General features: G+C 67.2%; 23 protein-coding genes. 16 read left to right on the forward strand and 7 right to left on the reverse strand.

Annotated elements, in window-relative coordinates; all coding sequences use genetic code 11:
* Both GU920_RS12435 and GU920_RS12440 read right to left on the reverse strand, forming a co-directional pair.
* Complete coding sequence (locus GU920_RS12435) at positions 1–1,344, reverse strand: flavin monoamine oxidase family protein (RefSeq protein WP_235933289.1); 1,344 nt, start codon at positions 1,342–1,344, stop codon at positions 1–3.
* A 6-nt stretch (positions 1,345–1,350) separates the two neighbouring features.
* Positions 1,351–2,367 (reverse strand): GlxA family transcriptional regulator, encoded by a 1,017-nt coding sequence (locus GU920_RS12440; protein ID WP_161767416.1) that lies wholly within the window; start codon positions 2,365–2,367, stop codon positions 1,351–1,353.
* A gap of 158 nt (positions 2,368–2,525) precedes the next feature.
* Here GU920_RS12440 and GU920_RS12445 point away from each other — a divergent pair, with 158 nt between their 5' ends.
* Positions 2,526–3,896, forward strand: coding sequence for a class II 3-deoxy-7-phosphoheptulonate synthase (locus tag GU920_RS12445; RefSeq protein WP_161767417.1), 1,371 nt, complete (start codon positions 2,526–2,528; stop codon positions 3,894–3,896).
* Positions 3,897–3,978: 82 nt separating this feature from the next.
* Here the strand turns inward: GU920_RS12445 and GU920_RS12450 are convergent, their stop codons facing one another.
* Positions 3,979–4,611, reverse strand: a complete 633-nt coding sequence (locus GU920_RS12450) for a PAS domain-containing protein (RefSeq protein WP_161767418.1) — start codon at positions 4,609–4,611, stop codon at positions 3,979–3,981.
* Between the two features lie 231 nt (positions 4,612–4,842).
* On the opposite strand from GU920_RS12450, the gene GU920_RS12455 reads away from it, so the two are divergent.
* The 8 genes from GU920_RS12455 (at position 4,843) to iolB (ending at position 13,549) form a co-directional block, all read left to right on the forward strand.
* Positions 4,843–5,742 (forward strand): YicC/YloC family endoribonuclease, encoded by a 900-nt coding sequence (locus GU920_RS12455; RefSeq protein ID WP_161767419.1) that lies wholly within the window; start codon positions 4,843–4,845, stop codon positions 5,740–5,742.
* 2 nt (positions 5,743–5,744) lie between these two features.
* Positions 5,745–6,383 (forward strand): guanylate kinase, encoded by a 639-nt coding sequence (gmk, locus tag GU920_RS12460; protein WP_161768071.1) that lies wholly within the window; start codon positions 5,745–5,747, stop codon positions 6,381–6,383.
* Complete coding sequence (locus tag GU920_RS12465; RefSeq protein ID WP_161767420.1) at positions 6,380–6,898, forward strand: gamma carbonic anhydrase family protein; 519 nt, start codon at positions 6,380–6,382, stop codon at positions 6,896–6,898. Before gmk ends, GU920_RS12465 begins: the two co-directional genes overlap by 4 nt.
* 178 nt (positions 6,899–7,076) lie before the next feature.
* On the forward strand, positions 7,077–7,928 hold the full coding sequence (locus tag GU920_RS12470) for a MurR/RpiR family transcriptional regulator (protein WP_161767421.1): 852 nt from the start codon (positions 7,077–7,079) through the stop codon (positions 7,926–7,928).
* 74 nt (positions 7,929–8,002) lie between these two features.
* Positions 8,003–9,922 (forward strand): bifunctional 5-dehydro-2-deoxygluconokinase/5-dehydro-2-deoxyphosphogluconate aldolase, encoded by a 1,920-nt coding sequence (locus GU920_RS12475; protein WP_235933290.1) that lies wholly within the window; start codon positions 8,003–8,005, stop codon positions 9,920–9,922.
* Positions 9,919–11,748 (forward strand): 3D-(3,5/4)-trihydroxycyclohexane-1,2-dione acylhydrolase (decyclizing), encoded by a 1,830-nt coding sequence (gene iolD, locus GU920_RS12480; RefSeq protein ID WP_161767423.1) that lies wholly within the window; start codon positions 9,919–9,921, stop codon positions 11,746–11,748. The genes GU920_RS12475 and iolD overlap by 4 nt, the downstream gene beginning before the upstream one ends.
* A 14-nt stretch (positions 11,749–11,762) precedes the next feature.
* Positions 11,763–12,659 carry a myo-inosose-2 dehydratase gene (gene iolE, locus GU920_RS12485; RefSeq protein WP_161767424.1) on the forward strand — a complete coding sequence of 299 codons (897 nt, stop codon included), beginning with the start codon at positions 11,763–11,765 and terminating at the stop codon, positions 12,657–12,659.
* A 74-nt stretch (positions 12,660–12,733) separates the two neighbouring features.
* Positions 12,734–13,549, forward strand: a complete 816-nt coding sequence (gene iolB / locus GU920_RS12490) for a 5-deoxy-glucuronate isomerase (protein ID WP_161767425.1) — start codon at positions 12,734–12,736, stop codon at positions 13,547–13,549.
* 10 nt (positions 13,550–13,559) lie between these two features.
* On the opposite strand, the gene GU920_RS12495 is transcribed toward iolB, so the two are convergent.
* Positions 13,560–13,970: a hypothetical protein gene (locus tag GU920_RS12495; RefSeq protein ID WP_161767426.1), complete on the reverse strand. Its 411-nt coding sequence runs from the start codon at positions 13,968–13,970 to the stop codon at positions 13,560–13,562.
* Between the two features lie 117 nt (positions 13,971–14,087).
* Between GU920_RS12495 and GU920_RS12500 the strand changes: the two genes are divergently transcribed.
* The gene (locus GU920_RS12500; protein WP_161767427.1) at positions 14,088–15,110 is read left to right on the forward strand and encodes a sensor histidine kinase; all 1,023 of its coding nucleotides are present in this window, start codon (positions 14,088–14,090) and stop codon (positions 15,108–15,110) included.
* An 87-nt stretch (positions 15,111–15,197) separates the two neighbouring features.
* On the opposite strand, the gene GU920_RS12505 is transcribed toward GU920_RS12500, so the two are convergent.
* The 3 genes from GU920_RS12505 to mazG form a co-directional block, all read right to left on the reverse strand.
* The gene (locus GU920_RS12505; protein WP_161767428.1) at positions 15,198–16,142 is read right to left on the reverse strand and encodes a nucleoside hydrolase; all 945 of its coding nucleotides are present in this window, start codon (positions 16,140–16,142) and stop codon (positions 15,198–15,200) included.
* A gap of 130 nt (positions 16,143–16,272) precedes the next feature.
* Entirely contained in the window at positions 16,273–17,274 is a 1,002-nt protein-coding gene (locus GU920_RS12510) for a Fe(3+) ABC transporter substrate-binding protein (protein ID WP_201744167.1), read from the reverse strand.
* A gap of 209 nt (positions 17,275–17,483) precedes the next feature.
* Positions 17,484–18,257: a nucleoside triphosphate pyrophosphohydrolase gene (mazG, locus tag GU920_RS12515; protein ID WP_235933335.1), complete on the reverse strand. Its 774-nt coding sequence runs from the start codon at positions 18,255–18,257 to the stop codon at positions 17,484–17,486.
* A gap of 120 nt (positions 18,258–18,377) precedes the next feature.
* Between mazG and GU920_RS12520 the strand changes: the two genes are divergently transcribed.
* From GU920_RS12520 to prmC, 6 genes are all read left to right on the forward strand, one after another.
* Positions 18,378–19,553, forward strand: coding sequence for a M20 aminoacylase family protein (locus GU920_RS12520; protein ID WP_161767430.1), 1,176 nt, complete (start codon positions 18,378–18,380; stop codon positions 19,551–19,553).
* 399 nt (positions 19,554–19,952) lie between these two features.
* On the forward strand, positions 19,953–21,359 hold the full coding sequence (locus GU920_RS12525; RefSeq protein ID WP_161767431.1) for an aminotransferase: 1,407 nt from the start codon (positions 19,953–19,955) through the stop codon (positions 21,357–21,359).
* A 271-nt stretch (positions 21,360–21,630) separates the two neighbouring features.
* Complete coding sequence (gene speB / locus GU920_RS12530; RefSeq protein ID WP_161767432.1) at positions 21,631–22,596, forward strand: agmatinase; 966 nt, start codon at positions 21,631–21,633, stop codon at positions 22,594–22,596.
* A 19-nt stretch (positions 22,597–22,615) separates the two neighbouring features.
* Positions 22,616–23,050 (forward strand): DUF1499 domain-containing protein, encoded by a 435-nt coding sequence (locus GU920_RS12535; protein WP_161767433.1) that lies wholly within the window; start codon positions 22,616–22,618, stop codon positions 23,048–23,050.
* A gap of 96 nt (positions 23,051–23,146) precedes the next feature.
* Complete coding sequence (gene prfA, locus GU920_RS12540) at positions 23,147–24,202, forward strand: peptide chain release factor 1 (protein WP_161767434.1); 1,056 nt, start codon at positions 23,147–23,149, stop codon at positions 24,200–24,202.
* A 26-nt stretch (positions 24,203–24,228) separates the two neighbouring features.
* On the forward strand, positions 24,229–25,059 hold the full coding sequence (gene prmC, locus GU920_RS12545; protein ID WP_161767435.1) for a peptide chain release factor N(5)-glutamine methyltransferase: 831 nt from the start codon (positions 24,229–24,231) through the stop codon (positions 25,057–25,059).
* Positions 25,060–25,154: the final 95 nt, after the last annotated feature.

Raw genomic sequence — 25,154 nt, forward strand, 5'->3', positions numbered from 1 at the left:
TCAACCGGCGCGGGCCAGCGTTTCCGCCGCAGCCAACCCCGATAGCCACGCCCCATGCACGGTGGAGGGATGGTCGGGCGACGCGGCCTCGCCCGCAAAGGCGATGCGCCCGTCCCAATCCGCCCCGGCCAGCGCGGCCCGCGTGTCGCGCCCGGCTCCGATCGCGTGGAAGGAATAGGCCCCCCGCGCCAGCGGATCGCCGTGCCAGCGGCTGATCTTCGCCGCGACAGGCGCGGGAAAACGGCTGCCGAACATGGCGCGCAGCGCCTCGGCCGCAGAGGCGCGGGTGGCCGCGTCATCCATCACCTCCACCGCATCGGCCCGGGTTCCTGCATTGAAGGCAAGAAGCAGCGGGGCAGGGGCGGCGGCAGAGGGGTTCACCCATTCCGGCCAAAGGTCGTGGGGCGGGCCAAGGTTCAGGATCCAATCCGCCGCAGGCACCGGCGGCGGCGCGTCAAAGCGCAGCCAGCACTTGTTCAGGATCCCCATGCCGAGCGCGCCTATCGCCGCCTGCCGCGCCGGGGCAAGGGGGGGATCAAAGGTCACATCGCCCGCCTGCAACACGCCAAGGGGCAGGGTGCAGACCACCGCATCCGCCTCTGCCACCGCCCCATCTGCGAAGGTCAGGCGCACCCCGCTGCGCGCGGCCTGCACTGCGCGCACCACCGCGCCCAGCCGCACCCTCAGGCCTTGGGCCGCGTGGCGCGCCAGTTGGTCATAGCCGCCCGGAAACAGCGCATCGCCCCCATCGAAGGCGGCGCTATCGTCATAGCTGCGGGCCGACAGCGCCCCCCAGTCGGCGCCGTATTCATGCTCCACCATGCGGTGGACGGCGGCGCGAAAGGCATCCCGCTCCGCCCCGGTCATCTTCTGCCAGCGCGGCAGCGCCTCCACCGCCGCGCGCAGCGACATGTCGGCCCCGGCCTCCCAGGCGCGCTCCTGCGCGCGCGCCAGCATCCCCCACGGCTCGGCCGGGTAGGGCTGTTCGCGCCCCGCCCCGAAGGCGGCGGCGCTTTCGTAATCGGTGGGATGCAGCGCCGCGCCCGCCGTCCGCGCCAGCGCGGTCAGCGGGTTGCCCGTCACGCCGTGGATCCAGCTTGCCCCCATGTCCACGGGCAGGCCGGGCCAGCCCCGATCCGTCCAGACCCGCCCGCCGATGCGGTCGCGCGCCTCGATCACCGTCACCTCGGCCCCGCCCGCCTGCAAGGCGCGCGCGGCGGCGATCCCGGCCATGCCCGCCCCGATCACGGCCACGCGCCGCCCCGCCATCGCCCCCGAGCCGCGCCCCACCATGCCCAGAACCCCCGCCAGAAGCCCCCGCATCACGGCACGCCGCGCGATCATGGCTCGTCAGATCGACAGCCGCACGCCCGTGCCGCCACCCTGGCTGCCGCGTTCGCGATAGGGCGTGGTGTTGTAATGCGCGCGATAGCATTTGGAGAAGTGCGAGGGCGAGGCAAAGCCGCAAGCCAAGGCCACGTTGATCACGCTCATATCCGTCTGCATGAGCAGATTGCGCGCCTTTTGCAGCCTGAGTTCCATGTAATAGCGCTTGGGGCTGCGGTTCAGGTAACGGCGGAACAGCCGTTCCAGCTGCCGGGTGGACATGCCCACCTCTTCGGCCAGATCGGCGGGCGACATCGGGTCTTCGATGTTGCCTTCCATCATCTGGATGACTTGGCTCAGCTTCGGATGCCGCACCCCGATCCGCGTGGGGATCGACAGGCGCTGCGTGTCCTGATCGGTGCGGATCGTGGAATAGATCAGCTGGTCGGCTACCGTATTGGCCAGATCCTCGCCATGGTCCGCCGCGATCACCTTCAGCATCAGGTCGATGGAGGACGTGCCGCCCGCCGTGCTCCAGCGGTTGCCATCCATCACAAAGACGGATTTCGTCAGCTTCACATCCTCGAATTCCTCAAGGAAACCGTCCTGATTTTCCCAATGGATCGTCGCGCGCTTGCCATCCAGAAGCCCCGCCTTGGCCACCGCATAGGCGCCGGTGCACAGGCCGCCCACGGTGACGCCGCGCCGCGCCTCGCGCCGCAGCCAGTTCAGCACAGCCTTGCTCGTGGCCTTTTGCACGTCGATCCCGCCGCAGACCAGCACGGTATCCTCGCGCTCGATCTCATCCAGCCCCATGTCCAGCTTGAAGGACGCGCCATTCGAACAGGTTGCCGTCTCGCCGCCCTCGCCGGCCAGCTTCCACATATACAGCGTCTCGCCCGACACGCGGTTGGCGATGCGCAAGGGTTCGATCGCGCTGGCGAAAGACAGCATCGTGAAACGGTCCAGCAGCAGAAAGACAAAACGCCGCGGTTCCGCGCTTTTGGCGATGGGCTGGGCTTTCTTGGGGGCGATGGGCATTGCGCGACCTGAACGTGTCGGTATTGTGCGCACCCAATCAGGAAACGAATTTTACTGCAAGGACAATCACTCCGGGAATCGTGCCAGTTTCTTCCTTTGCATATGCCGGATGATCGCCTTATACCGCCCCCGTTACCGCAAACCTTCGGAGAAGACCCATGACCAAGGGCTGGACCAAGACGGATTGGCGCGCAAAGCCGCGGATCCAGATGCCCGATTACCCGGATCAGGCCGCATTGCATGCCGCCGAGGCGCAGCTTGCCAAGTATCCGCCGCTGGTCTTTGCGGGCGAGGCGCGCAAGCTGAAAAAGCAGCTGGCCCTTGCCGCCGAGGGCAAGGCCTTCCTTCTGCAGGGCGGCGACTGCGCCGAAAGCTTCGCCGAATTCAGCGCCGACAACATTCGCGACACTTTCCGCGTCATGCTGCAGATGGCCGTGGTGCTGACCTATGGCGCCAAGGTGCCGGTCATCAAGGTGGGCCGCATGGCGGGCCAATTCGCCAAGCCCCGTTCGGCGCCCACCGAGGTGATCAACGGCATCGAACTGCCCTCCTACAAGGGCGACATCATCAACGGCTTCGACGCCACGCCCGAGGCGCGGATGCCCGATCCGCAGCGGATGCTGCAGGCCTATACGCAGGCGGCGGCCAGCCTCAACCTCTTGCGCGCGTTCAGCACGGGCGGCTTTGCCGACATCCACCGCGTGCACAGCTGGACGCTGGGCTTTGCCGAACATGACAAGGCGGAACGCTACCGCGAACTGTCCAACCGCATCTCCGACGCGCTCGATTTCATGAACGCGGCCGGGGTGAATTCGGACACCGCGAACGAACTCAGCCGCGTCGATTTCTACACCAGCCACGAGGCGCTGCTTCTGGAATACGAAGAGGCGCTCTGCCGCATCGATTCCATCACAGGCCAGCCGGTGGCGGGGTCGGGCCACATGATCTGGATCGGCGACCGCACGCGTCAGCCGGACGGCGCGCATGTCGAATTCTGCCGCGGCGTGCTGAACCCGATCGGCCTGAAATGCGGCCCCTCCACCACGGCCGAGGATCTGAAGGTCCTGATGGCCAAGCTGAACCCCGCCAACGAACCGGGCCGCCTGACGCTGATCGCGCGCTTCGGCGCGGGCAAGGTGGGCGAACACCTGCCGCGCCTGATCAAGACCGTGCAGCAGGAAGGCGCGAACGTCGTCTGGTCCTGCGATCCGATGCACGGCAACACGATCAAGTCGTCCACCGGCTACAAGACCCGGCCCTTCGACAGCGTCCTGCGCGAGGTGCGCGAATTCTTCGCCATCCACAAGGCGGAAGGCACGATCCCCGGCGGCGTGCATTTCGAAATGACGGGCAAGGACGTGACCGAATGCACCGGCGGCCTGCGCGCCGTGACGGATGAGGATCTGTCGGACCGCTACCACACCGCCTGCGACCCGCGCCTGAATGCGTCGCAGTCGCTGGAACTGGCCTTCCTCGTGGCCGAGGAACTCACCACCCTGCGCGAAGCCGGGCGTCGCATCGCGCTCTGATCCCGGCCTTTGGCGGAACGGCAAAGGGGCGGCCCGGCGGGCCGCCCCTTCTGCTTTCCCTCCGCCAGATCCCGGCGCCCCCTCAGGCGCCGGACCAGACCAACACCGGCGGCCCCCCCCGCCGCACCGTGGGGGCCGCGGCATCCGGGGCGCTGCCCGCCGCGGCCTGCGTCTCGGGCGGCTCTGCCCCCAGCGGCTCTCCCAGCACGCGGTCGATGCGAAAGCGCCGGGGCGGCAGGATCGGCGGGCCGTCCAGATCGAGACAGCCGATCAGCGTGACCCCCTCCATCCCCACCGGCGCCAGCGGCAGGAGCGTCATCCGCGCCGTCAGCAGAGGCCGCGTCAACCCGCGTTCCGACGACAGTTGCAGATCCAGCGTGCGCTGGCCGGAAAAGCCCATCTCAAGCGCCGCCAGCAGACGGTCGCGCATCCCCGTCTCGAACAGGGCCGATAGCGGCCGCCCGGTCAGGTCCTGCCCATGCACGGCATTGACCGCCATACCCGCATAGCGCAGCAGCACCGCGCCGTCATAGCGCCGTTCCACCATGATCGCGTGGTCCAGCATGGCCGCGATGCTGCGCGGGAGGATGCGGTCGCGCCTGGGCAGGGCGGCGCCCTGCCGCAACCCCTGCCAATGGCGGCGCAGCAACGCCGAAGGCGCCACCCGCACCGTCTGCCCCTGCCATCCCTGCCAACCTGTCCACCCGCGCGCCATGATGTCTCGCCTTCTGCCTTTGCGCATCGCGGGTTCAATCTCCCGCGGCCTGTTGTGGGGCCTTCGACCCTCTGCTACGCCCTTAAACGGATGATCGCGCCGCTGGCTTAGCCCGCCTATTCTAGGACAGCCCGCCCGCGGCAGAAGAAAAAGATGAACAAAAGGTTAACCCGGTCCCGGTTCCGCCGCGCGCTTCGGATGCGGATGGGGCAGGCGGGTCAGGAGGCTGCCATGACGATCTCGATGACAGGTTTCGCCGCCCGCAAGGGGCAGGGGGCGGGGCATGGCTGGACCTGGGACCTGCGGTCGGTCAATGGCAAGGGGCTGGATCTGCGCCTGCGCGTGCCAGACTGGATCGACGGGCTCGAGGCGGCGCTGCGTGCCGAACTGGGCCGGGCCTTGGGCCGCGGCAACGTCTCGCTCACCCTCAAGGTTGTGCGCGACGATGCGGGCGAAGGCGCGGCAACGCTGCGGGTGAACCCCGCCGCGCTGCAGGCTGTCCTGCGCGCGCTGGGCGCGGTCGAGACGGCGGCGATGGAGGCAGGCGTCACGCTGGCCCAGCCAACCGCCGCCGACGTCCTGTCGGTGCGCGGCGTGCTGGATCAGGCGACGGGCGACGACGACACCGCGCCCCTGCGCGCGGCCCTCCTCGCCGATCTGCCCGCGCTTCTGGCCGACTTCAACGCCATGCGGGCCGCCGAAGGCGCCGCGCTGCAAGGCGTGATCGCCGCCCAGCTGGACCGGATCGAAACACTCACCCGCGACGCCGCGACCGAGGCCGAGGCCCGCCGCGAGGCCAGCGCCACCGCCCTGCGCGATGCGATGGCCCGGATCATCGCCAACGCCGATGGCGTGGATGAGACGCGCCTTGCACAGGAACTGGCGTTGATCGCGGTCAAGAACGACGTGACCGAGGAACTCGATCGCCTGACCGCCCATGTCGCCGCCGCCCGCGCCCTGTTGGCCGAACCCGGCCCGGTGGGCCGCAAGTTCGATTTCCTGATGCAGGAATTCATGCGCGAGGCGAACACGCTCTGCTCCAAGGCGCAGGCGCTGGCGCTCACCCGCATCGGGCTTGACCTCAAGACGGTCATTGATCAGATGCGCGAGCAGGTTCAGAACGTGGAATGACCATGGCCAGCCGCAAGGGCCTTCTCCTCATCCTCTCCTCGCCCTCTGGCGCGGGCAAATCGACGCTCACCCGCCGTCTGATGGGCTGGGATCCGACGATCCGCTTTTCCATCTCGGCCACCACGCGGCCGCCCCGGCCGGGCGAAGAGGATGGCCGCGAATACTATTTCCGCTCGCGCCCGGAATTCGAGGCGATGGTCGCCCAGGGCGAAATGCTCGAACATGCCGAGGTGTTCGGAAATCTCTACGGTACCCCGCGCGGGCCGGTCGAGGCGAACATGCGCGACGGCTGCGACACGGTCTTCGACATCGACTGGCAGGGCGGGCAGCAGATCACCAGTTCCGCGCTGGGCCGGGATGTGGTGTCGATCTTTGTCCTGCCGCCGTCGATCGCGGAGCTTGACCGCCGCCTGCACAGCCGCGCGCAGGACAGCGCCGACGTGATCGCCGGGCGCATGGCCAAAAGCCGCGACGAGATCAGCCATTGGGCGGAATATGACTATGTGCTGATCAATGACGATCTCGACGCCACCTTCACCCGCCTGACCACGATCCTGCAGGCCGAACGCCTGCGCCGCGACCGCCAGCCCGGGCTGGCCGACTTCGTGCGCGGCCTGAACCGGGAGTTTGACGCAAGATGATCTATGCCCTGGACGGGGTGGAGCCGCTGCTGGACCCGGAGGCCTGGGTCGCGCCGGATGCCAATATCATCGGTCGCGTGGTGCTGGAGGCGGGCGCCTCCGTCTGGTTCGGCGCGACGCTGCGCGGCGATAACGAGGAAATCCGCGTGGGGGCGGGGTCCAACGTGCAAGAGGCCTGCGTGCTGCATACCGATCTGGGCTATCCGCTGGTGATCGGGGCCGATTGCACCATCGGCCACAAGGCGATGCTGCATGGCTGCACGATCGGGGATGGCACGCTGATCGGGATGGGCGCCACCATCCTGAACGGGGCGCGGATCGGGCGGGGCTGCCTGATCGGGGCCTGCGCGCTTATCACCGAAGGCAAGGAGATTCCCGACGGATCGCTGGTCATGGGCAGTCCGGGCAAGGTGGTGCGGGATCTGGATGCCGCAGCGCAGGCGCGGCTGTTGCAATCGGCCGCAGGCTACCGCGCCAACGCGCGGCGTTTCCGCGCGGGGCTGCGGGCGCTCTAGCGAAGAATGACGCATTTTTCGCGCCGATTTCTGACACAGAAATCGGGCGCAGACGGCAGGACCCCGGAATTTGCGTCAGATTCCGCCGCGATTTCTGCGTCAGAAATCGCCTCCGCCATTCCGGCAGTGGTTGGAATATTCGTTCCACGCTGCTAGCCTCCCCGAAAAGGAGAGCGCCATGTCCGCAGCCATGACCGCACCGGCCAGCATCGACGAATTCCGCCTGCGCCTGGCCGAGGTGAATGACGGCCTGCCCAAACGCCTGCGCCAATGCGCTGATTACATCGCCGCCAATGCCGACCGCATCGCCGTGTCCACGGTGGCCGAGCTTGCGGCGGGCGCGGACGTGCCGCCCTCGGCCCTGATGCGCTTTTGCCAGATTCTCGGGTTTTCGGGCTTCTCCGAGATGCAGAAACTGTTCCGCGACGCCTATGCCCCCGGCTGGCCCGACTACGCCACCCGCCTGCGCAACCTCAAGGAGGAAGGCGCGGGCAGCCCCGCCGCGCTGCTGGCCGAATTCGTCGAGGCCGGGCGCCTGTCGCTGGAGCAACTGGCAAAATCCACCGACGAGACGATGCTCTCGCAGGCCGTGGCACGGCTTGCCACGGCGCGGACGCTGCATGTCGTGGGCATGCGCCGGGCCTATCCGGTGGCCAGCTACCTCAGCTATGTGCTTGAAAAGCTTGCCATCCCCTCGCTCTTGCATGATGGGGCGGGCCGGCTCGACCATCGCCACGCCCTGCGGCAGGGCGATGCCTGCATCGCCATTACCTTCGCCCCCTATTCTGACGAGACACTTTCGCTTGCCGCCGAGGCGCGGGCGCGGGGCGTGCCGGTGATCGGGATCACCGACCGGCTTACTAGCCCGCTCGCCCGGCTGTCCGAGGCCGTGTTGACCGTGCCAGAGGTGGATTTCGGCGCCTTCCGGTCGCTCTCGGCCACGCTGGCGCTGGTGCTGGCGCTGGCGGTGGCCACAGGCTCCGCGCGGGGCGATGCGGTGGGCCCAGAAAGCGCTTCCCCTGATCCGTAAAATGGAATAAAAATTCCAAAACGGGGCGGGCGCCGAATCCGGGCACCCGTCGGGCCGACACGGAGGAGATGGCCTTGGCACCAGCAGACAAGACACTCGACGTCATCACCATCGGCCGGTCCTCGGTCGATCTTTACGGCGCGCAGGTGGGCGGGCGTCTAGAAGACATGGGGTCGTTCCAGAAATACATCGGCGGCAGCCCCACCAACATGGCGGCCGGCACGGCCCGCCTCGGCCTGCGCTCGGCCCTCATCACCCGGGTGGGCGATGAACATATGGGCCGCTTCATCCGCGAGGAACTGGCGCGCGAAGGCGTCGATGTGCGGGGCGTGAAGACCGATCCGGAACGTCTGACCGCGCTGGTCCTGCTGGGCATCCGCGATGACAAGCAGTTCCCCCTGATCTTCTACCGGGAAAACTGCGCCGACATGGCGCTGTGCGAAGCGGATATCGACGAGGCCTTCATCGCCGAAGCCCGGTCTGTCGTGGCCACAGGCACCCACCTTTCCCATCCCCGCACCGAAGCGGCGGTGATCAAGGCGCTGACCCTCGCCCGCAAGCACGGCCTGCAAACCGCGCTCGACATCGACTATCGCCCGAACCTCTGGGGGCTGGCGGGCCATGGCGACGGCGAAAGCCGCTTCATCGAAAGCGCCGCCGTCACGGCCAAGCTGCAATCGACCCTGCATTACTTCGATCTGATCGTCGGCACGGAAGAGGAATTCCACATCGCCGGCGGCACGACCGACACCATCGCTGCCCTGCGCGCGGTGCGCGCCGTCTCTGGGGCCACGCTCGTGTGCAAGCGCGGGCCGATGGGGGCGGTGGCCTTCACCGGCGCGATCCCCGCCACGCTGGGCGAAGGCGAAAGCGGCCCCGGCTTCCCGATCGAGGTGTTCAACGTGTTGGGGGCAGGGGATGGCTTCATGTCCGGCCTCCTGAAAGGCTGGCTGGATGGCGAGCCCTGGCCCACCGCACTCAAATACGCCAATGCCTGCGGGGCCTTTGCTGTGTCGCGGCATGGCTGCACGCCCGCCTATCCGTCCTGGGAAGAGTTGCAATTCTTCCTCTCGCGCGGCGTGGTGGAAAAGGCGCTGCGCAAGGATGCCGCGCTCGAACAGGTGCATTGGGCGACCAACCGGCACAAGGACCTGTCCACCATGCGGGTCTTCGCCTTCGACCACCGCATGCAGCTCGAGGCGATGGAAGGCGCCACCCCCGCCAAGATCGGCGCCTTCAAGGAGCTTTGCCTGCAGGCCGCGCTGACGGTCGCGGATGGCCAGCCGGGCCATGGCATCCTGTGCGATGCGCGGCTCGGGCGATCGGCGCTCTATGCCGCCGCCGGGACGGGCCTGTGGATCGGCCGCCCCGTGGAATGGCCGGGATCCCGCCCCCTGACGCTCGAGCCTGAGCTTGGGCCGGATTTCGGCGGGCTGGCGGAATGGCCGCTCGAACATGTGGTCAAGGTGCTGTGCTTCTACCACCCTGACGATGACGCCGCGACCAAGGCGCGGCAGGAAGAAACCGTCCTCCGCCTCTTCCACGCCTGCCGCCGCAATCGGCTCGAGATGCTGTTGGAGATCATCCCCTCCAAGGTCGGCCTGGTGGATGACATGACATCGGCGCAGGTCATAAGCCGCTTCTATGACCTTGGGGTGTTCCCCGATTGGTGGAAACTCGAACCCTTCGCCACGGATGCTGCCTGGAGCAATGCCTGCGCCGCCATCACGTCGCGCGATCCCCATGTCCGCGGCATCGTGGTGCTGGGGCTCGACGCGCCTGAGGATCAGCTCGCCACCTCGCTCGCCCTTGCCGCGCGGCATGATCTGGTGAAGGGTTTCGCCGTGGGCCGCACGATATTCGCCGATGCCGCGCGGGGCTGGCTGGCGGGCGCGCTGTCCGACACGGCCGCCGTCGCGATGATGGTGGAAAGATACCGCCGCCTCTGCCTGATCTGGGATGAGGCGCGCGCCAAAGGGGGAATTGCCGCATGACGACCGTTCGATTGACCGCCGCTCAGGCGATGGTGCGCTGGCTTGCCAATCAGCAGGCCGAAGACGGGACGCGTTTCATCGAAGGGATCTGGGCGATCTTCGGCCACGGCAACGTGGCCGGTCTGGGCGAGGCGCTGCATGGCGCCCGCGACATCTTCCCGACATGGCGGGGCCATAACGAACAGACCATGGCCCATACCGCCATCGCCTATGCCAAGGCGTCAAAGCGGCGCAAGGCCATGGCCGTGACCACCTCCATCGGGCCGGGCGCGACCAACGTCGTGACCGCCGCCGCGCTGGCCTATGTGAACCGCCTGCCGGTGCTGATCATCCCCGGCGATGTCTTTGCCAATCGCGCGCCCGATCCGGTGCTGCAACAGGTGGAAGATTTCGCCGATGGCACCGTGTCGGCCAATGACTGCTTCCGCCCCGTCAGCCGCTATTTCGACCGGATCACGCGGCCTGAACACATCCTCACCGCGCTGCCCCGCGCGCTGCGGGTGATGACGGATCCGGCGGAATGCGGCCCCGTGACGCTGGCCTTCTGTCAAGACGTGCAGGCCGAGGCCTATGATTACCCCGAAAGCTTCTTCACCCCCAAGGTCTGGCGCATCCGCCGCCCCGAACCCGATCAGGCGGAACTGGAGGCGGCCATCGCGGCGATCAAGGCCGCCAAGGCCCCGGTGATCGTGGCAGGCGGCGGCGTGATCTATTCGGGGGCCGAGGCGACGCTGGCCGCCTTCGCCGCCACGCATGGCATCCCGGTGGTGGAAACACAGGCGGGCAAATCGGCCCTCGCGCATGACCATGACATGAACTTCGGTCCCGTGGGGGTGACGGGCGCCTCCTCGGCCAACACCGTCTGCGAGACGGCCGATCTGGTGATCGGGCTGGGCACGCGGTTTCAGGATTTCACGACCGGGTCCTGGTCGCTGTTCAAGAACCCCGCGCGGCGCCTCCTCGCGATCAACGTGCAGGCCTATGATGCGGGCAAGCACGGCGCGATCAGCCTTGTCGCGGATGCGCGCGTGGCGCTGGAACGGCTGGGCGCGGCGCTGCAGGGTTTGCGCTTCGCGGCCCCAGATGCGGCGCTGAAGGCCGATTGGGCGGCGGCCAAGGCGGCGGTCAAGGCCACGCCTGCGGCGGGCAATGCGCTGCCCACCGACATGCAGGTCGTGGGCGCGGTGCAGCGCGCCGCGACGCCCGCCACCGTGGTGATGGGCGCGGCCGGCACCATGCCGGGCGAGTTGCACAAGATCTGGGATGCCGCCCCGGGCGGCTATCACATGGAATACGGCTTCTCCTGCATGGGGTATGAGATTGCGGGGGCCTTGGGCATCAAGATGGCGCGGCCAGATGCGGATGTGGTCTGCATGGTGGGCGATGGCAGCTACATGATGGCCAACAGCGAACTGGCGACAGCGGTGATGATGGGCGTGCCCTTCACCGTGGTCATCACCGACAATCGCGGCTATGGCTGCATCAACCGGCTGCAAAAGCATACGGGCGGGGCGCCCTTCAACAACCTCCTCGATGACAGCTATCACGTGAACCCCTCTGCGATCGACTTCGTGGCCCATGCGGGCAGCATGGGCGCGCGGGCGGTGAAGGCCGGATCGGTGGCCGAGCTTGAGGCGAAAATCCTCGAGCTGCGCGGCGGCCGCGTGCCTTCGGTCATCGTGATCGACACCGATCCCGGCCCCTCCACCGCCGCAGGCGGGACGTGGTGGGAGGTGGGCGTCCCAGAGGTTTCGGTGCGCGAAAGCGTGCGCGCCGCCCGGGCGCGTTACGAAGAAATGAAAGCAAAACAGTCTGTTGACGGCTGAACTTGAGGCATCACATGATCCGTTTCGGAACCAACCCCATCGCCTGGGCCAATGATGACGACCGCTCCATCGGGGCCGATATCCCCACCAGCCGCATCCTCGACGAAGCTGGTCGCCAGATCGGCTTTGACGGGATCGAGAATGGCCATCGCTGGCCCGATGATCCCGAAGAATTGCGCGCGCTTCTGGGCGGTTACGGGCTGACCTTCATCTCGGGCTGGTATTCGACCGAACTGCTGGTTCGGTCCGTCGAAGATGAAATCGCCGCCTGCCAGCATCATCTGGCCAAGCTCAAGCACAACGGTTGCGCGGTGATGATCGTGTGCGAAACCTCGAACGCCATCCACGGCGATCCGGGCCGCGCGGTGAACGATCGCCCGCGCATTTCCGACAGTGAGATGAAGGCCTTCGGGGCGAAACTTGAAGCCTTCGCCGCCTACCTCGCGGGGCAGGGCGTGACGCTGGTCTATCACCATCACATGGGCACCATCGTCGAAAGCCCGGCCGAGATTGACGCGCTGATGGCCGCGACCGGGCCGCATACGCATCTTCTCTTCGATGCAGGCCATTGCGCCTTTGGCGGTGGCGATCCGGTGGCGGTGCTGACCCGCCACATCGCCCGCGTCCGCCATTTCCACGCCAAGAACATCCGCCCCCCCGTCGTGGACCGGGTTCGGCAGGAAGGCTGGTCCTTCCTGAAAGCGGTGGTCGAAGGCGCCTTCACCGTGCCGGGCGATCAGGAGGGCGGGGTGGATTTCGGCCCGCTGCTCCAGATCCTCGGCAAGGCGGGCTATGACGGCTGGATCGTGATCGAGGCCGAGCAGGATCCGAAGGTGCGCAACCCGCTCCTCTATCAGACGCTGGGGCTGGCGACGTTGAAGCGGCTGTCAAGGGAAGCCGGTCTGATTTGACATCCCGGCGGAACCGGGGGTTTCACACCCCCGGACCCCCGTGGGGTATTTTCGCCAAGATGAAGGGCAAGGGCATGACTGATCTCCTCCGCAAACCTTCAGGGACCAACGGCAAGGTCCATGACATCACCCCCGAAAGCGCGGGCTGGGGCTATGTGGGCTTTGGCCTCTACCGCCTGACGCCCGGGCAAAGCGCCGCCGAGGCGACGGGCGACCGCGAGGCGATCCTTGTCCTCGTCGAAGGCCGGGCGCGGATCACCGCAGGCGGCGCCGATTTCGGCGAGATGGGCGACCGGATGGATGTGTTCGAAAAGACCCCGCCGCATTGCCTCTATGTCCCGAATGGCAGCGACTGGCAGGCGGTGGCGACCACCGATTGCGTGCTGGCCGTCTGCACCGCGCCGGGCCGGGGCAACCACCCCGTGCGGCGGCTGGGGCCAGAGGGGATCACGCTCACGCCGCGCGGGCAGGGCGCCAATACGCGCTTCATCAACAACATCGCGATGGAGGCGCGCGAGGTGGCCGACAGCCTGCTCGTGACCGAGGTCTTCACCCCCGCCGGCAACTGGTCAAGCTATCCCAGCCACCGCCATGACGAGGATGATTTCCCCCGGATGACCTATCTGGAGGAGACCTATTACATGCGCCTGAACCCCGCGCAGGGCTTCGGCATTCAGCGCGTCTATACCGAGGACGGGGCGCTGGACGTGACCATGGCCGTGAAGAACCACGACGTCACGCTGGTACCGAAAGGCCACCATCCCTGCGGCGCGCCCTACGGATATGAGATGTATTACCTCAACGTCATGGCCGGCCCGCGCCGCAACTGGCGCTTCCAGAACGACCCCGATCACGACTGGATCTATCGCCGCGACAATCCGGAGGCGTAATGGTGCGCGCTCAGCCGCGCGTCACCACGCTCACCCGCAGGCCGCCCGCCTGATTGCGGATCTCGCGCTCCACCATGCGCGGATTGGGCAGGTCCGGCGCGACCACGACCAGCACGCCGGCAAAGTCGAGCGACCGCAGCAGCGTGGCCACCGACAGCGCATCGTAATCCGGCCCGATCATCGGGCAGAGCACGCGCTCCGGCTGCACCCGCGCCAGCAGCGCGGCGTCAATCTCTTCGGGGCGGGCGATGACCTCTGCGCCCGCGGGCGGCACCTCCAGCCCCAGCGCAAGCGTCACCTGCGGGGCCTCTTCCGCCGCCGCTTCCGCCGCAGGCCGGGCGCGGGGGGCGCGCCGGCGCGTCGCGAGGGCGCGCTGCGCCTTGATCGCGGCGGCGGCCTGTTCCTGTCCACCCGTTTGCATCGGTCCTCCGTCATGGTTCGGCGGTCGGCACGGACCGAAGGCCCGCGCGCGCGCCCCGGGGCCTCTGGCCTCTGCGTCAGGGCGTGGTATGAGGGCGGAACACGGCAGGAGAGTGGCATGCATACGGAAATGATGCGGACAATCGTGGCAGCCGTGCCGCTTCCGGTGATCGCCATCGGGCGCGACGACCGGATCATCGCGGCCAATGCGGCGGCGCAGGCACTGCTGGGATCGGGGATCGAAGGGCGCCACCACCTGCTCACCCTGCGCCAACCCGCCCTGCAAGAGGCGATCGCCGCCGCCCTCGCGCGGGGCGAGGCCGGCACCGTGCGGCATGTCATTCCCGGCCCTTCGCAGGACATCGCCTATCGCGTCACCGTGGCCCCCGCCGCCGAAGGCCACGCGATCCTGACCTTTGAAGACGTGACCGAGGCCGAACAGATGGGCCAGATGCGGCGCGATTTCGTGGCCAATGTCAGCCATGAATTGCGCACGCCGCTGACCGCGCTCCTGGGCTTTATCGAAACGCTGCGCGGCGCTGCGCGCGACGATCCTGCCGCGCGCGACCGCTTTCTCGCGATCATGGAACGCGAGGCAGGCCGCATGAACCGCCTGATCGGCGATCTCTTGCAGCTGAGCCGGGTGGAATCCGAAGAACGCATCCGCCCGACAGAGCGTGTGGATCTTCACGCCCTCATCACCGGGGCCGTGGCGACGCTGCGCCCGCTGGCCGAAAGCGCCGGGGTGGTGGTCGAGGTGACGGGCGAACCCGGCCCGCTGCCGCTGCCCGGCGATGCCGATCAGATCACGCAGGTTCTGGTCAACCTGATCGAGAATGCGGTGAAATATGGCGGCGCGGGCGGGCGCGTCGATATCCACATCGCGCGCGAGGCGCTGCCGCGCGGCCCGGGCATCAGGGTGGAGGTGGCCGATCAGGGCGAAGGGATCGACCCCATCCACATCCCGCGCCTGACCGAACGCTTCTACCGCGTCGATGGCCACCGCTCGCGCGAAAAGGGCGGCACGGGGCTGGGTCTCGCCATCGTCAAGCACATCGTGCAACGCCACCGGGGCCGCATCCGTATCGACAGCGAACGCGGCAAGGGCAGCACCTTCACCTTCATCCTGCCGGAAACCTGACCCGCCCCCCTGCCACCCGCCGCCCGGTCCGGGGCAGGGCACATGACCGTGATTGGGGATTGGGCGCGCGTGTCCCGGCGCGCGGCGCTAAAGCCGCGCGATCCGCTCGGTCAGCAGGGCGTAGAAGCCATCGGCATCCACCGCCCCCACGAACAGCGCATTGGCCGGGCGTTTCGTGACCCCCCACCAATCGGCCACGGTCATGCCCAGCGTCAGTTCGGACTGCGTCTCGATCTCCACATTGATGTGGCGGCCGGTGAACAGTTCGGGGCGCAAGAGATAGGCGATCACGCAGGGGTCATGCAGCGGTGCGCCATCGCAGCCGTATTTCTGCATGTCGAAGCGTTCGAAGAAATCCGTCCATTCCGCCACCATCCGCCCGGCTTCGTTGCCCAGCGCGCGGAACGCCTCCACCCGCGCGCGGGTCGTCAGCGCCTTATGCGTCACGTCCAGCGGCATCACCACCAGCGGCACGCCCGACCCAAAGACAATCGCCGCTGCCTCGGGATCGACATAGATGTTGAACTCTGCCGCCGGGGTGATGTTGCCCACCTCGAAATAGGCCCCGCCCATCAGCACGATCTGCTGCACACGGCCCACGATATCGGGGGCACGCTCGAAAGCGGTGGCGATGTTGGTCAGCGGCCCCAGCGGGCAGAGCGTCACGCTGTGCGGCGCTTCCCGGCGCAGCGTCTCGATGATAAAATCGACCGCGTGCTGGTCCTGCAGCGGCATCGTCGGATCGGCCATCTGCGGCCCGTCCAGCCCGGTCTTGCCATGCACATGCTCGGCCGTCACCAGCTTGCGCCGCATCGGCCGGTCGCAGCCGGCAAAGACCGGCATGTCGCGCTTGCCCGCCAGTTCACAGATGATGCGCGCGTTCTTCTGCGTCAACGCCAGCGGCACGTTGCCCGCCACGGCGGTGATCCCCAGCACGTCGATCTCAGCGGGGCTCGCCAGGGCCAGCAGGATCGCCACGGCATCATCCTGCCCGGGATCGGTGTCGATGATGATCTTACGCGCCTGCGACATCGGTCCAGCCTCTCAGAATAGGTCCCCGTCTCAAAGCGGAAATGTATCCTTTTGTCCAGACGGTCAAAGAACAAGGGGCGCGGTGTTCCGCGCCCCTTTCAGAAATGTCCGCCTCTATGCGCGGCCGTTCTCAACCGTCGAAGTTAACTTCCTCGATCAGCTTCAGCGCGGCAGGCCGCAGCTTGGCCACCTCGGTCAGCGATTTGGAATCCGGCGTGAACTCGCCCCAGCTCGTCACCAGTTCCGACCGCGCGACACCGGGCTTCACCGGATATTCGTGGTTGGTCTCGGCATAGATGCGTTGCGCCTCGTCGCCCGACAGCCATTCCATGAACTTCAGCGCGTTCTCGCGGTTCGGGGCGGCCTTGGTCATCGCCACGCCCGACACGTTCACATGCGTGCCGTCCCCTTCGAAGGTCGGGAAGACGATGCGCACGGCTTCGGCGGCGGCCTTCTGCTCGGGGTCGTTCAGCATCTGGCCGATGTAATAGGTGTTGCCCACGGCGATATCGCACTCGCCCGCAGCAATCGCCTTCACCTGATCGCGGTCGCCGCCATCGGGCTTGCGCGCCAGATTGGCCTTCACGCCTTCCAGCCAGGCCTTGGCGGCCTCTTCGCCGTGATGGGCGATGACGGCGGCGGTCAGGGCCACGTTGTAATCATTGGTGCCCGAACGGATGCAGATCCGGCCCGCCCATTTCGGATCGGCCAGATCCTCGTAGGTCGTCACCTCGCCATCGGCCACCCGGTCGCGGCTGGCATAGACGATGCGCGCCCGGCTGGTCAGGCCGAACCAGTGGTCACCCTCGTCGCGCAGCGTGGCGGGGATGTTGGCCTCCAGCACATCGGATTGCACCGGCTGGGTCACGCCTGCATCGACGATCTGGGTCAGCCGCGCGATATCCACGGTCAGCACCAGATCGGCCGGGCTGCGATCGCCCTCGGCCACCAGACGCTCGGCCATGCCCTTGTCCACGAAGGCCACATTCACCGTGATGCCCGTCTCGGCGGTAAAGGCATCGACCAGCGGTTGGATCAACTCGGGCTGGCGATGCGAATAGACGTTGATCTCCTGCGCAAGGGCAGGAACCGCGGTCGTGGCAAAGGCAAGGGCCATGAAGGAAAGGCGCATCGTCATTGCTTGAGTCCTTTTGTCGGAAATTGCGATGGCCGCCATAAACCCGACAAATTCACTCAGGTCAATCGTTGAGTGAAATGGTCGGGGATAAATCAGTCGTGACCAGAGACCGGGCCGCGCGACCGAAACCCAGCCCCGCGACCTGCGCCGCGCGCAACCCCGGGATCCGCTTCCGGTGCCCCCGGCGCCCCGCCGGTGATCCGCTACCTGTTTGCCTTCTCTTCGGCCTTCGCGCGGTTCCACAGCGCATCCATCTCGGCCAGATCGCTCTGCTCCGGGGTCTTTCCCGCGTCCGCCAGCCAATCCTCGATCCGCCCGAAGCGGCGGGTGAACTTGGCATTGGCCGCCCGCAGCGCGGCCTCGGGGTCCACCTTCAGATGCCGCGCGAGGTTGGCCATCACGAACAGCAGATCGCCGAACTCTTCCGCCACCTCCGCCTCGGTCAGCCGGTCGCGCGCCTCCACCAGCTCGGCCGCCTCTTCCGCGATCTTGGCCACCACCTCGTCGGTGGAGGGCCAGTCGAACCCCACCCGCGCCGCGCGCTTTTGCAGCTTCACCGCCCGCGTCAGCGCAGGCAACCCCAGCGCCACGCCATCGAGCACCCGCGCCGGCCCCCGTTCGGCGGCCTTGATCCGCTCCCAATCCTCGGTCTGCTGCGCGGCGCTCTTGTCGCGGCTTTCCTGCCCGAAGACATGCGGATGCCGCGCCACCATCTTGTCCGATATCGCCGCCACCACATCGGCAAAGCCGAACAGCCCCGCCTCCTCGGCCATCTGCGCGTGATAGACGGTTTGAAGCAGCAGATCGCCCAACTCCAGTCGCAACTCGCCCCAGGCCTGCCGCGCGATCACATCGGCCACCTCATGCGCCTCTTCGATCGTATAGGGCGCGATCGAGGCGAAATCCTGCGCGATGTCCCACGGACAGCCCGTCTCGGGATCACGCAGCCGCCGCATGATCGCCAGCAGGCGATCCATCTCGCCGCCGCCCGCATGGATCAACTTATCGCCTATCGTCGCGTCACTGTCGGGCAGGGGCATTGCGGGCACCTCCGAATTGAGATTTGATCAAAGGCACCAACGCACAAGGAACATGGGATGCCCGTCCTCAACCGTATCGCCGCTTATGCCGAGGAAATGAAGACCTGGCGTCGCCATCTCCATGCCCATCCCGAACTGGCCTTCGACTGCCACGACACCGCGGCCTTCATCCTTGACCGCCTGCGCGATTTCGGCGTGGACGAGGTGCATCCCGGCATCGCCAAGACCGGCATCGTCGCCATCATCAAGGGGCAGGGCGCCGATGCCCCCAACGCCCCCGTGATCGGCCTGCGCGCCGACATGGACGCGCTGCCGATCCACGAGATCACGGGGGCCGCGCATGCCTCCACCGTCCCCGGCAAGATGCATGCCTGCGGCCATGACGGCCATGTCGCCATGCTGCTCGGCGCGGCGAAATACCTGACCGAGACGCGCAACTTCCGCGGCCGCGTGGCGCTGCTGTTCCAGCCTGCCGAAGAGGATGGCGGCGGCGGGCAGGTCATGGTGCAGGAAGGCGTGATGGACCGCTTCGGCATCGACACGGTCTACGGCATCCACAACGCCCCGAACGTGGCCTTCGGCCATTTCCACACCAATCCCGGCGCGCTGATGGCCTCGGTCGATACGGCCTTCGTCTATATCACCGGCAAGGGCGGCCACGGCGCCACGCCGCATGAATGTATCGACCCCGTGGTCGCGGTCGTGGGCATGGTGCAGGCGATCCAGACGATCATCCCGCGCAATGTCTATGCGCTGGATGAGGCGGTGATCAGCGTCACGCAGATCCACACCGGCACGGCCAGCAACATCATCCCCGAAGACGCGATGTTCTGCGCCACCATCCGCTGCTTCAACCCCGATGTACGGGCCCTCCTGAAGCGCCGCTTCCACGAAATCATCGAAGGCCACGCGCTGGCCTATAACGTGACCGCACGGGTCGATTACGACTGGGGCTATCCCGCCACGATCAACCACGCCGAACCCGCCGCCTTCGCGGCCGAAGTCGCGCGCGAGGTGTCGGGGGCGGAGGCGGTGAACGACCGGTCCAACCGCGAGATGGGATCGGAGGATTTCTCCTACATGCTCGAGGCGCGTCCGGGGGCCTATCTCTTTCTCGGCACCGGGCCGGGCGCGGGCCTGCACCACCCGGCCTATGACTTCAACGACGAGGCCGCGCCGATTGGCGCGAGCTTCTTCGCCCGTCTGGTGGAACGCGCCCAGCCTGTCGCCTGATCCCACCGCGGCGTGACCTTGCGGAGCGGCTGCGCCGCACGGCTTTCCTGTCGTCGTCGCCTTCGCTCCTCCTCCGCGGGGAGGGGCGTTCCGCCCCCTCTTGTCCCGCCTTTGGCGTGCCAATTCACCCCCTGAGGGTATTTTTCCCATGATGAAGGGGGGCGGTCTTCATCTTGGCCCAAATACCCCCGGGGTCCGGGGTGGAACCCCGGCTTGCCGGATCGGCAGCTGGCGCTGACGCGAATCATTCTGGGCAAAGCGGGGCCACATCTTGGCCCGCTTCAACCTTTGGCCCACCATATGCGGCCCCACGCAACCTTTGGTATCGGCTTCGGGCTGGCCCCTCTCGGGCAAGGCTGTTATACTAATGTGCAACAAAACCGAGACAGGACCCCCGCCATGCTGACCGCAGCCGCGCTGAATTCGCCCTCGCCCGCCGATCTTTGGGAGATGGACCGCAGCCATTCCCTGCACCCTTGGACGAATTTCGGATCGTTTCAGGACAAGGGCGCGCTGGTCATCACGAAGGGCGAGGGGTGCTGGCTCTGGGATGCCGATGGCAAGCGCTATTTCGACAGTGTGGGGGGCCTGTGGTGCACCAATATCGGCCTCGGCCGGCGCGAGATGGCGCAGGCCATCGCCGATCAGGCCGAGCGGCTGGCCTTTTCGAACACCTTCGTCGACATGGCGAATGACCCCTCCGCCCGGCTGGCGGCGCGCATCGCAGATCTCGCCCCGGGCGATCTGAACCGCGTCATGTTCACAACGGGCGGTTCCACCGCCGTCGATACCGCCGTCCGCATGGTGGCCTATGTGCAATCCTGCCTCGGTTTCCCGGACAAGACCGGCATCGTCGCGCGGGATCACAGCTATCACGGTTCCACCTACCTGTCGCAATCGGTGGGCAAGCGTCCAGGCGACCGGGTGCCGGAGTTCCGCTACAAGGAAGACGGCATCTATCACCTGAGCCCGCCCAACCCCTATCGCCGCCCGCAGGGCATGACCGAGGAGGCCTTCTGCGACGGGCTGGTGCAGGAATTCGAAGACCTGATCGCCCGCGTGGGCGCCGACCGGATCGGCGGCTTCATCGCCGAACCGATCCAGGCCTCTGGCGGCGTGATCGTCCCGCCGGAGGGTTATCTGAAGCGCATGTGGGAGGTCTGCCAGCGCCACGGCATCCTCTTTATCGCCGATGAGGTGGTTACTGCCTTTGGCCGTCTCGGCCACTGGTTCGCGTCATGGGATGCCTTCGGCGTGATGCCCGACATCATCTGCACCGCCAAGGGCCTGACCTCGGGCTATGTGCCCTTGGGGGCGATGATCTTTTCCGATCGTCTGTGGGACATCATGGCCCGCGACCCCTCGCGCTGGTTCACGGCGGGTTTCACCTATTCCGGCCATCCCGTCTCCTGCGCGGCGGGCCTCAAGAACATCGAGATCATGGAGCGCGAGGGGCTCTTGGCCAATGCGGCCCGCGTCGGGGCCTATTTCCAGAACCGGCTCAAGGCGATGGAGGATCTGCCGCTGGTGGGGCAGGTGCGCGGGCAGGGGCTGATGATCTGCACAGAGAATGTGGCCAACAAGGCCACCAAGGAGCCGCTGCCGGATGGCGTGAACGAGAGCAAGCGCATCTCGGACGCGGCCGAGGCGATGGGTCTGATCGTGCGGCCTCTGGCGCATCTGAACGTGATGTCCCCGCCCCTGACGATCACCGAGGCCGAAGTCGATTTCGTGGCCGAGGTGCTGGAGAAGGCCATCCGCAAGGTGACCGATGAGTTGGTGCGCGAAGGGCATCGTCTGGGCTGATGCCCCCGATTCGCCGATCTGGGTTAACCGTTGCGCCGGGGCCATCGGCGTACGCTGCGTGCATACGCCTGTCTGCACTCGGCGTCTGCACCCGGTGTGGCACCGCCGGATCGCGGAAAATGGCCTGCGGTCAGCGGGTTAACCCCGCGTCCGCAGCGCCGCTTTGTGCTTCGGCTTGACAACCGGGCCGCCCCTTGGTCCCTTGCCGCCACCCGATCCGCCGCGTCTCGGCCACCAAACGACGCGGCGCTTGAACAGGGGAAATCCCATCATGGCACTTGAAGACGCCAAGAGCGAGGTTGACACCGCCTTCACCCGGAAGGGCCTGCGCGGCTATGCCTTTGAAAACGCATTCGGAGGCGCCACCAGCTTCCTGCGGCGGACCTATACGAAGGATCTCACCGGGGTTGATCTGGCGATCACCGGCGTGCCCTTCGATCAGGCCGTCACCCACCGCACCGGCACCCGCTTCGGCCCCCGCGCGATCCGCGAGGCATCCAGCCTGCAACCCTATGATCCGCCCTATGGCTGGCCCACCAACCCTTTGGAAGATATGGCAATCGTCGATTACGGCGACCTCGCCTTCGACTATGCCAAGGTGTCGGATTTCCCCGATGCGCTGACCGCCCATATCCGCACCATCCTCGCCGCCGGGGCGGGGACGATCACGCTGGGGGGCGACCATTACATCACCTTTCCCATCCTGCGCGCCTATGCCGAAAAGTTCGGCCCCCTCGGCGTGATCCATTTCGATGCCCATTCCGATCTCTGGCCCGATGACGATCTGACGCGGATCGACCACGGCACGATGCTCTACAAGGCGGTGAAGACAGGGCTGGTCGATCCCAAGCGATCGGTCCAGATCGGCATCCGCACCACGACCGAAGATTATCTGGGCGTCCATGTGATCGACGCGCGCGAGGTGCATGAAAAAGGCACCGCCGCCGCCGTGGCCAAGGCCAAGGATATCGTTGGCGATTCCGCGACTTACGTGACCTTCGATATTGACGCGCTCGATCCCGCCGTTGCCCCCGGCACCGGCACGCCGGTCTGGGGCGGGCTGCAGTCGTGGCAGGCGGCTGCGATGCTGCGCGATCTTGCGGGGATCAACATGGTGGGCGGCGACATCGTCGAGGTCTCGCCCCCTTATGATACCACGGGGGCCACCGCCATCGCCGGGGCGCATGTGGCCTATGAACTGATCTGCCTCTATCATTGGGCGCGGACACAACGATAGGGCGGCAGAGGTGGGCAGGATGGGCATGATCGCGGGGCTACTGGTCCTGATTGTCTTGGGCTTCGGGCTCTATGTCCGTCTTGCCCCCTCGGACCCCGCGCGGTGGCACGTCTCCCCGACCGCCGCCGCGCGCGACGATTGCACGGTCGAACAGGGCCGGGGCGATGCCCGCGTCACCTGCCAGCGCCCACAGAACGCCACGCAACTTCTTGCCCGGCTTGACGAAATCGCCATGGCCACCCCGCGCACCACGCGCCTTGCCGGATCGCCCGGTGAAGGGCGGATCACCTGGATCACCCGCTCCCGCCTCTGGGGCTTTCCCGATTACATCACCGCCGAGGCCGGACCCGCCGCCACAGGCGCAACTGTGACCCTCCACGCCCGCCTGCGCTTCGGCAGCAGCGACATGGGCGTGAACGCGGCCCGGTTGCGTGACTGGCTCTCCCGGCTCTGATGGCTTCATCTTGGCCCAAATACCCCGGGGTCTGGGGCAGCGCCCCAGGGTCTGCCACCCCTTGACCGGCAGCACCTAACGCGCCACAGAACCCGCATGGTTCCTTTGGACAAACTCGCCCAGATCACGCAACGCTTCGAATATCTCGAGGCGCGCCTGAACGCCGGCGCCGAACCGGCCGAAATCGCCCGGATCTCCCGCGAATACAGCGACTTGCGCCCCGTCGCCGAACAGGTCGCCGCCTATCGGCGTGCGCTCGACGATCTGGCCGAGGCCGAGGCGATGCTGGCCGACCCCGAAATGCGCGCGCTGGCCGAAGATGAAATCCCCCGCCTGCGCGCCCTGATCCCCGGCTACGAACAGGCCCTGCGCATCGCGCTTCTGCCCAAGGATGCCGCCGATGCGCGCCCGGCCATCCTTGAAATCCGCCCCGGCACGGGGGGCGACGAAGCCGCCCTCTTCGCCGCCGACTTGCTCAAGATGTACCAGCGCTATGCCGAACGGCAGGGCTGGCGGTTCGACATCCTCGAAGAGCAGCTGTCCGATCTGGGCGGGATCAAGGAGGTGACCGCCCATGTGCAGGGCGAAGGCGTCTTCGCCAAGCTCAAGTTCGAATCCGGCGTCCACCGCGTGCAGCGCGTGCCAGAAACCGAAGCCGGGGGCCGCATCCACACCTCTGCCGCCACCGTCGCCGTCCTGCCCGAGGCGGCCGAGGTGGATATCGACATCCCCCCCTCCGACATCCGCATCGACACGATGCGCAGCAGCGGCGCGGGCGGGCAGCATGTCAACACCACGGATTCGGCGGTGCGCATCACCCATATCCCCACGGGCATCATCGTCACCTCGTCCGAGAAGTCCCAGCATCAGAACCGCGCCATCGCCATGCAGGTGCTGCGCGCGCGGCTCTATGAGATGGAGCGCGAACGTCAGGCCAGCGCCCGCGCCGCCGACCGCAAGGCGCAGGTCGGCTCGGGCGACCGGTCGGAACGCATCCGCACCTACAATTTCCCGCAAGGCCGGATGACCGACCATCGTATCAACCTCACGCTCTATGCCCTGTCGCAGATCATGGGCGGCGATCTGGATGAGGTGATCGGCGCACTCGTCGCTCATGATCAGGCCGAAAAACTGGCCGAGATGGAAGGATGACGGCGGGGCGTATGACGGGGGGGCGCATGACGGCGGCCGATGCGCTGCGCCTCGCCATCCCGCGCCTGTCCGCGGCGGGGGTGCCAGAGGCACCGCGCGATGCGCGCGTCCTGCTGGCCCATGCCGCAGGCCTCGCGCCCGACCGCCTCACCCTACATCTGGCCGATCCTTTGTCCGACTCGGCGCGCCTTGCCTTTGATGCGGCCATCGCCCGCCGCATCCGGCGCGAACCCGTCAGCCACATCATCGGGCAGCGCCTGTTCTGGGGCCGGACGTTCCGGGTGACACCGGACACGCTCGATCCCCGGCCCGAGACGGAGCTTCTGATCGGCTCCGCTCTGGCCGAACCCTTCGCCCATGTGCTGGACCTTGGCACCGGCACGGGCTGCATCCTGCTGTCCTGCCTTGCAGACCGCCCCGCGGCCACGGGGATGGGCACGGATATCCATCCCGCGACGCTGGAGGTGGCCGCCGCAAATGCGCGCGCTCTGGGCCTGACGGACCGCGCCGCCTTCGGCCTGTCCGACTGGTTCGCCGCCGTGTCCGGGACATTCGATCTCATCCTGTCGAACCCGCCCTACATCGCCGAGGCCGAGATGGCCGCACTCGCCCCCGAACTGGGCCATGAACCGCGCCGGGCGCTCACGCCGGGTGGGGATGGGCTCGCCGCCTATCGCGCCATCGCGCAAGGTGTGATGGCCCATCTGGCACCGGCTGGCCGGGTGATGGTGGAAATCGGTCCCACACAGGCGGCCGACGTGATGGCGCTCTTTGCTGACGCGGGCCTCACTGACCTGCGCATCCTGCGCGATCTGGATGGTCGCGATCGCGTGGTCGCGGCACGCCGCGCGCCCTGATCTGCGGGAAATCGGCCACATTCCGCCTTTTCGCTGTGTCTTTTGGGGCCTCTTCACCGTGCGCTCGCGCGAATCCCCTTGTCTTCGTCGCGCCG

This window comes from Paragemmobacter ruber (assembly GCF_009908315.1).
Taxonomy (GTDB): Bacteria; Pseudomonadota; Alphaproteobacteria; order Rhodobacterales; family Rhodobacteraceae; genus Paragemmobacter; species Paragemmobacter ruber.

Excerpts from the sequence above, each read along its gene's own strand:
- GU920_RS12435 (WP_235933289.1), bottom strand. The coding sequence starts at position 1,344 with ATGATCGCGCGGCGTGCCGTGATGCGGGGGCTTCTGGCGGGGGTTCTG.
- GU920_RS12440 (WP_161767416.1), bottom strand. The coding sequence starts at position 2,367 with ATGCCCATCGCCCCCAAGAAAGCCCAGCCCATCGCCAAAAGCGCGGAA.
- GU920_RS12445 (WP_161767417.1), top strand. The coding sequence starts at position 2,526 with ATGACCAAGGGCTGGACCAAGACGGATTGGCGCGCAAAGCCGCGGATC.
- GU920_RS12450 (WP_161767418.1), bottom strand. The coding sequence starts at position 4,611 with ATGGCGCGCGGGTGGACAGGTTGGCAGGGATGGCAGGGGCAGACGGTG.
- GU920_RS12455 (WP_161767419.1), top strand. The coding sequence starts at position 4,843 with ATGACGATCTCGATGACAGGTTTCGCCGCCCGCAAGGGGCAGGGGGCG.
- gmk (WP_161768071.1), top strand. The coding sequence starts at position 5,745 with ATGGCCAGCCGCAAGGGCCTTCTCCTCATCCTCTCCTCGCCCTCTGGC.
- GU920_RS12465 (WP_161767420.1), top strand. The coding sequence starts at position 6,380 with ATGATCTATGCCCTGGACGGGGTGGAGCCGCTGCTGGACCCGGAGGCC.
- GU920_RS12470 (WP_161767421.1), top strand. The coding sequence starts at position 7,077 with ATGTCCGCAGCCATGACCGCACCGGCCAGCATCGACGAATTCCGCCTG.
- iolD (WP_161767423.1), top strand. The coding sequence starts at position 9,919 with ATGACGACCGTTCGATTGACCGCCGCTCAGGCGATGGTGCGCTGGCTT.
- iolE (WP_161767424.1), top strand. The coding sequence starts at position 11,763 with ATGATCCGTTTCGGAACCAACCCCATCGCCTGGGCCAATGATGACGAC.
- iolB (WP_161767425.1), top strand. The coding sequence starts at position 12,734 with ATGACTGATCTCCTCCGCAAACCTTCAGGGACCAACGGCAAGGTCCAT.
- GU920_RS12495 (WP_161767426.1), bottom strand. The coding sequence starts at position 13,970 with ATGCAAACGGGTGGACAGGAACAGGCCGCCGCCGCGATCAAGGCGCAG.
- GU920_RS12500 (WP_161767427.1), top strand. The coding sequence starts at position 14,088 with ATGCATACGGAAATGATGCGGACAATCGTGGCAGCCGTGCCGCTTCCG.
- GU920_RS12505 (WP_161767428.1), bottom strand. The coding sequence starts at position 16,142 with ATGTCGCAGGCGCGTAAGATCATCATCGACACCGATCCCGGGCAGGAT.
- GU920_RS12510 (WP_201744167.1), bottom strand. The coding sequence starts at position 17,274 with ATGCGCCTTTCCTTCATGGCCCTTGCCTTTGCCACGACCGCGGTTCCT.
- mazG (WP_235933335.1), bottom strand. The coding sequence starts at position 18,257 with ATGGATCGCCTGCTGGCGATCATGCGGCGGCTGCGTGATCCCGAGACG.
- GU920_RS12520 (WP_161767430.1), top strand. The coding sequence starts at position 18,378 with ATGCCCGTCCTCAACCGTATCGCCGCTTATGCCGAGGAAATGAAGACC.
- GU920_RS12525 (WP_161767431.1), top strand. The coding sequence starts at position 19,953 with ATGCTGACCGCAGCCGCGCTGAATTCGCCCTCGCCCGCCGATCTTTGG.
- speB (WP_161767432.1), top strand. The coding sequence starts at position 21,631 with ATGGCACTTGAAGACGCCAAGAGCGAGGTTGACACCGCCTTCACCCGG.
- GU920_RS12535 (WP_161767433.1), top strand. The coding sequence starts at position 22,616 with ATGGGCATGATCGCGGGGCTACTGGTCCTGATTGTCTTGGGCTTCGGG.
- prfA (WP_161767434.1), top strand. The coding sequence starts at position 23,147 with ATGGTTCCTTTGGACAAACTCGCCCAGATCACGCAACGCTTCGAATAT.
- prmC (WP_161767435.1), top strand. The coding sequence starts at position 24,229 with ATGACGGCGGCCGATGCGCTGCGCCTCGCCATCCCGCGCCTGTCCGCG.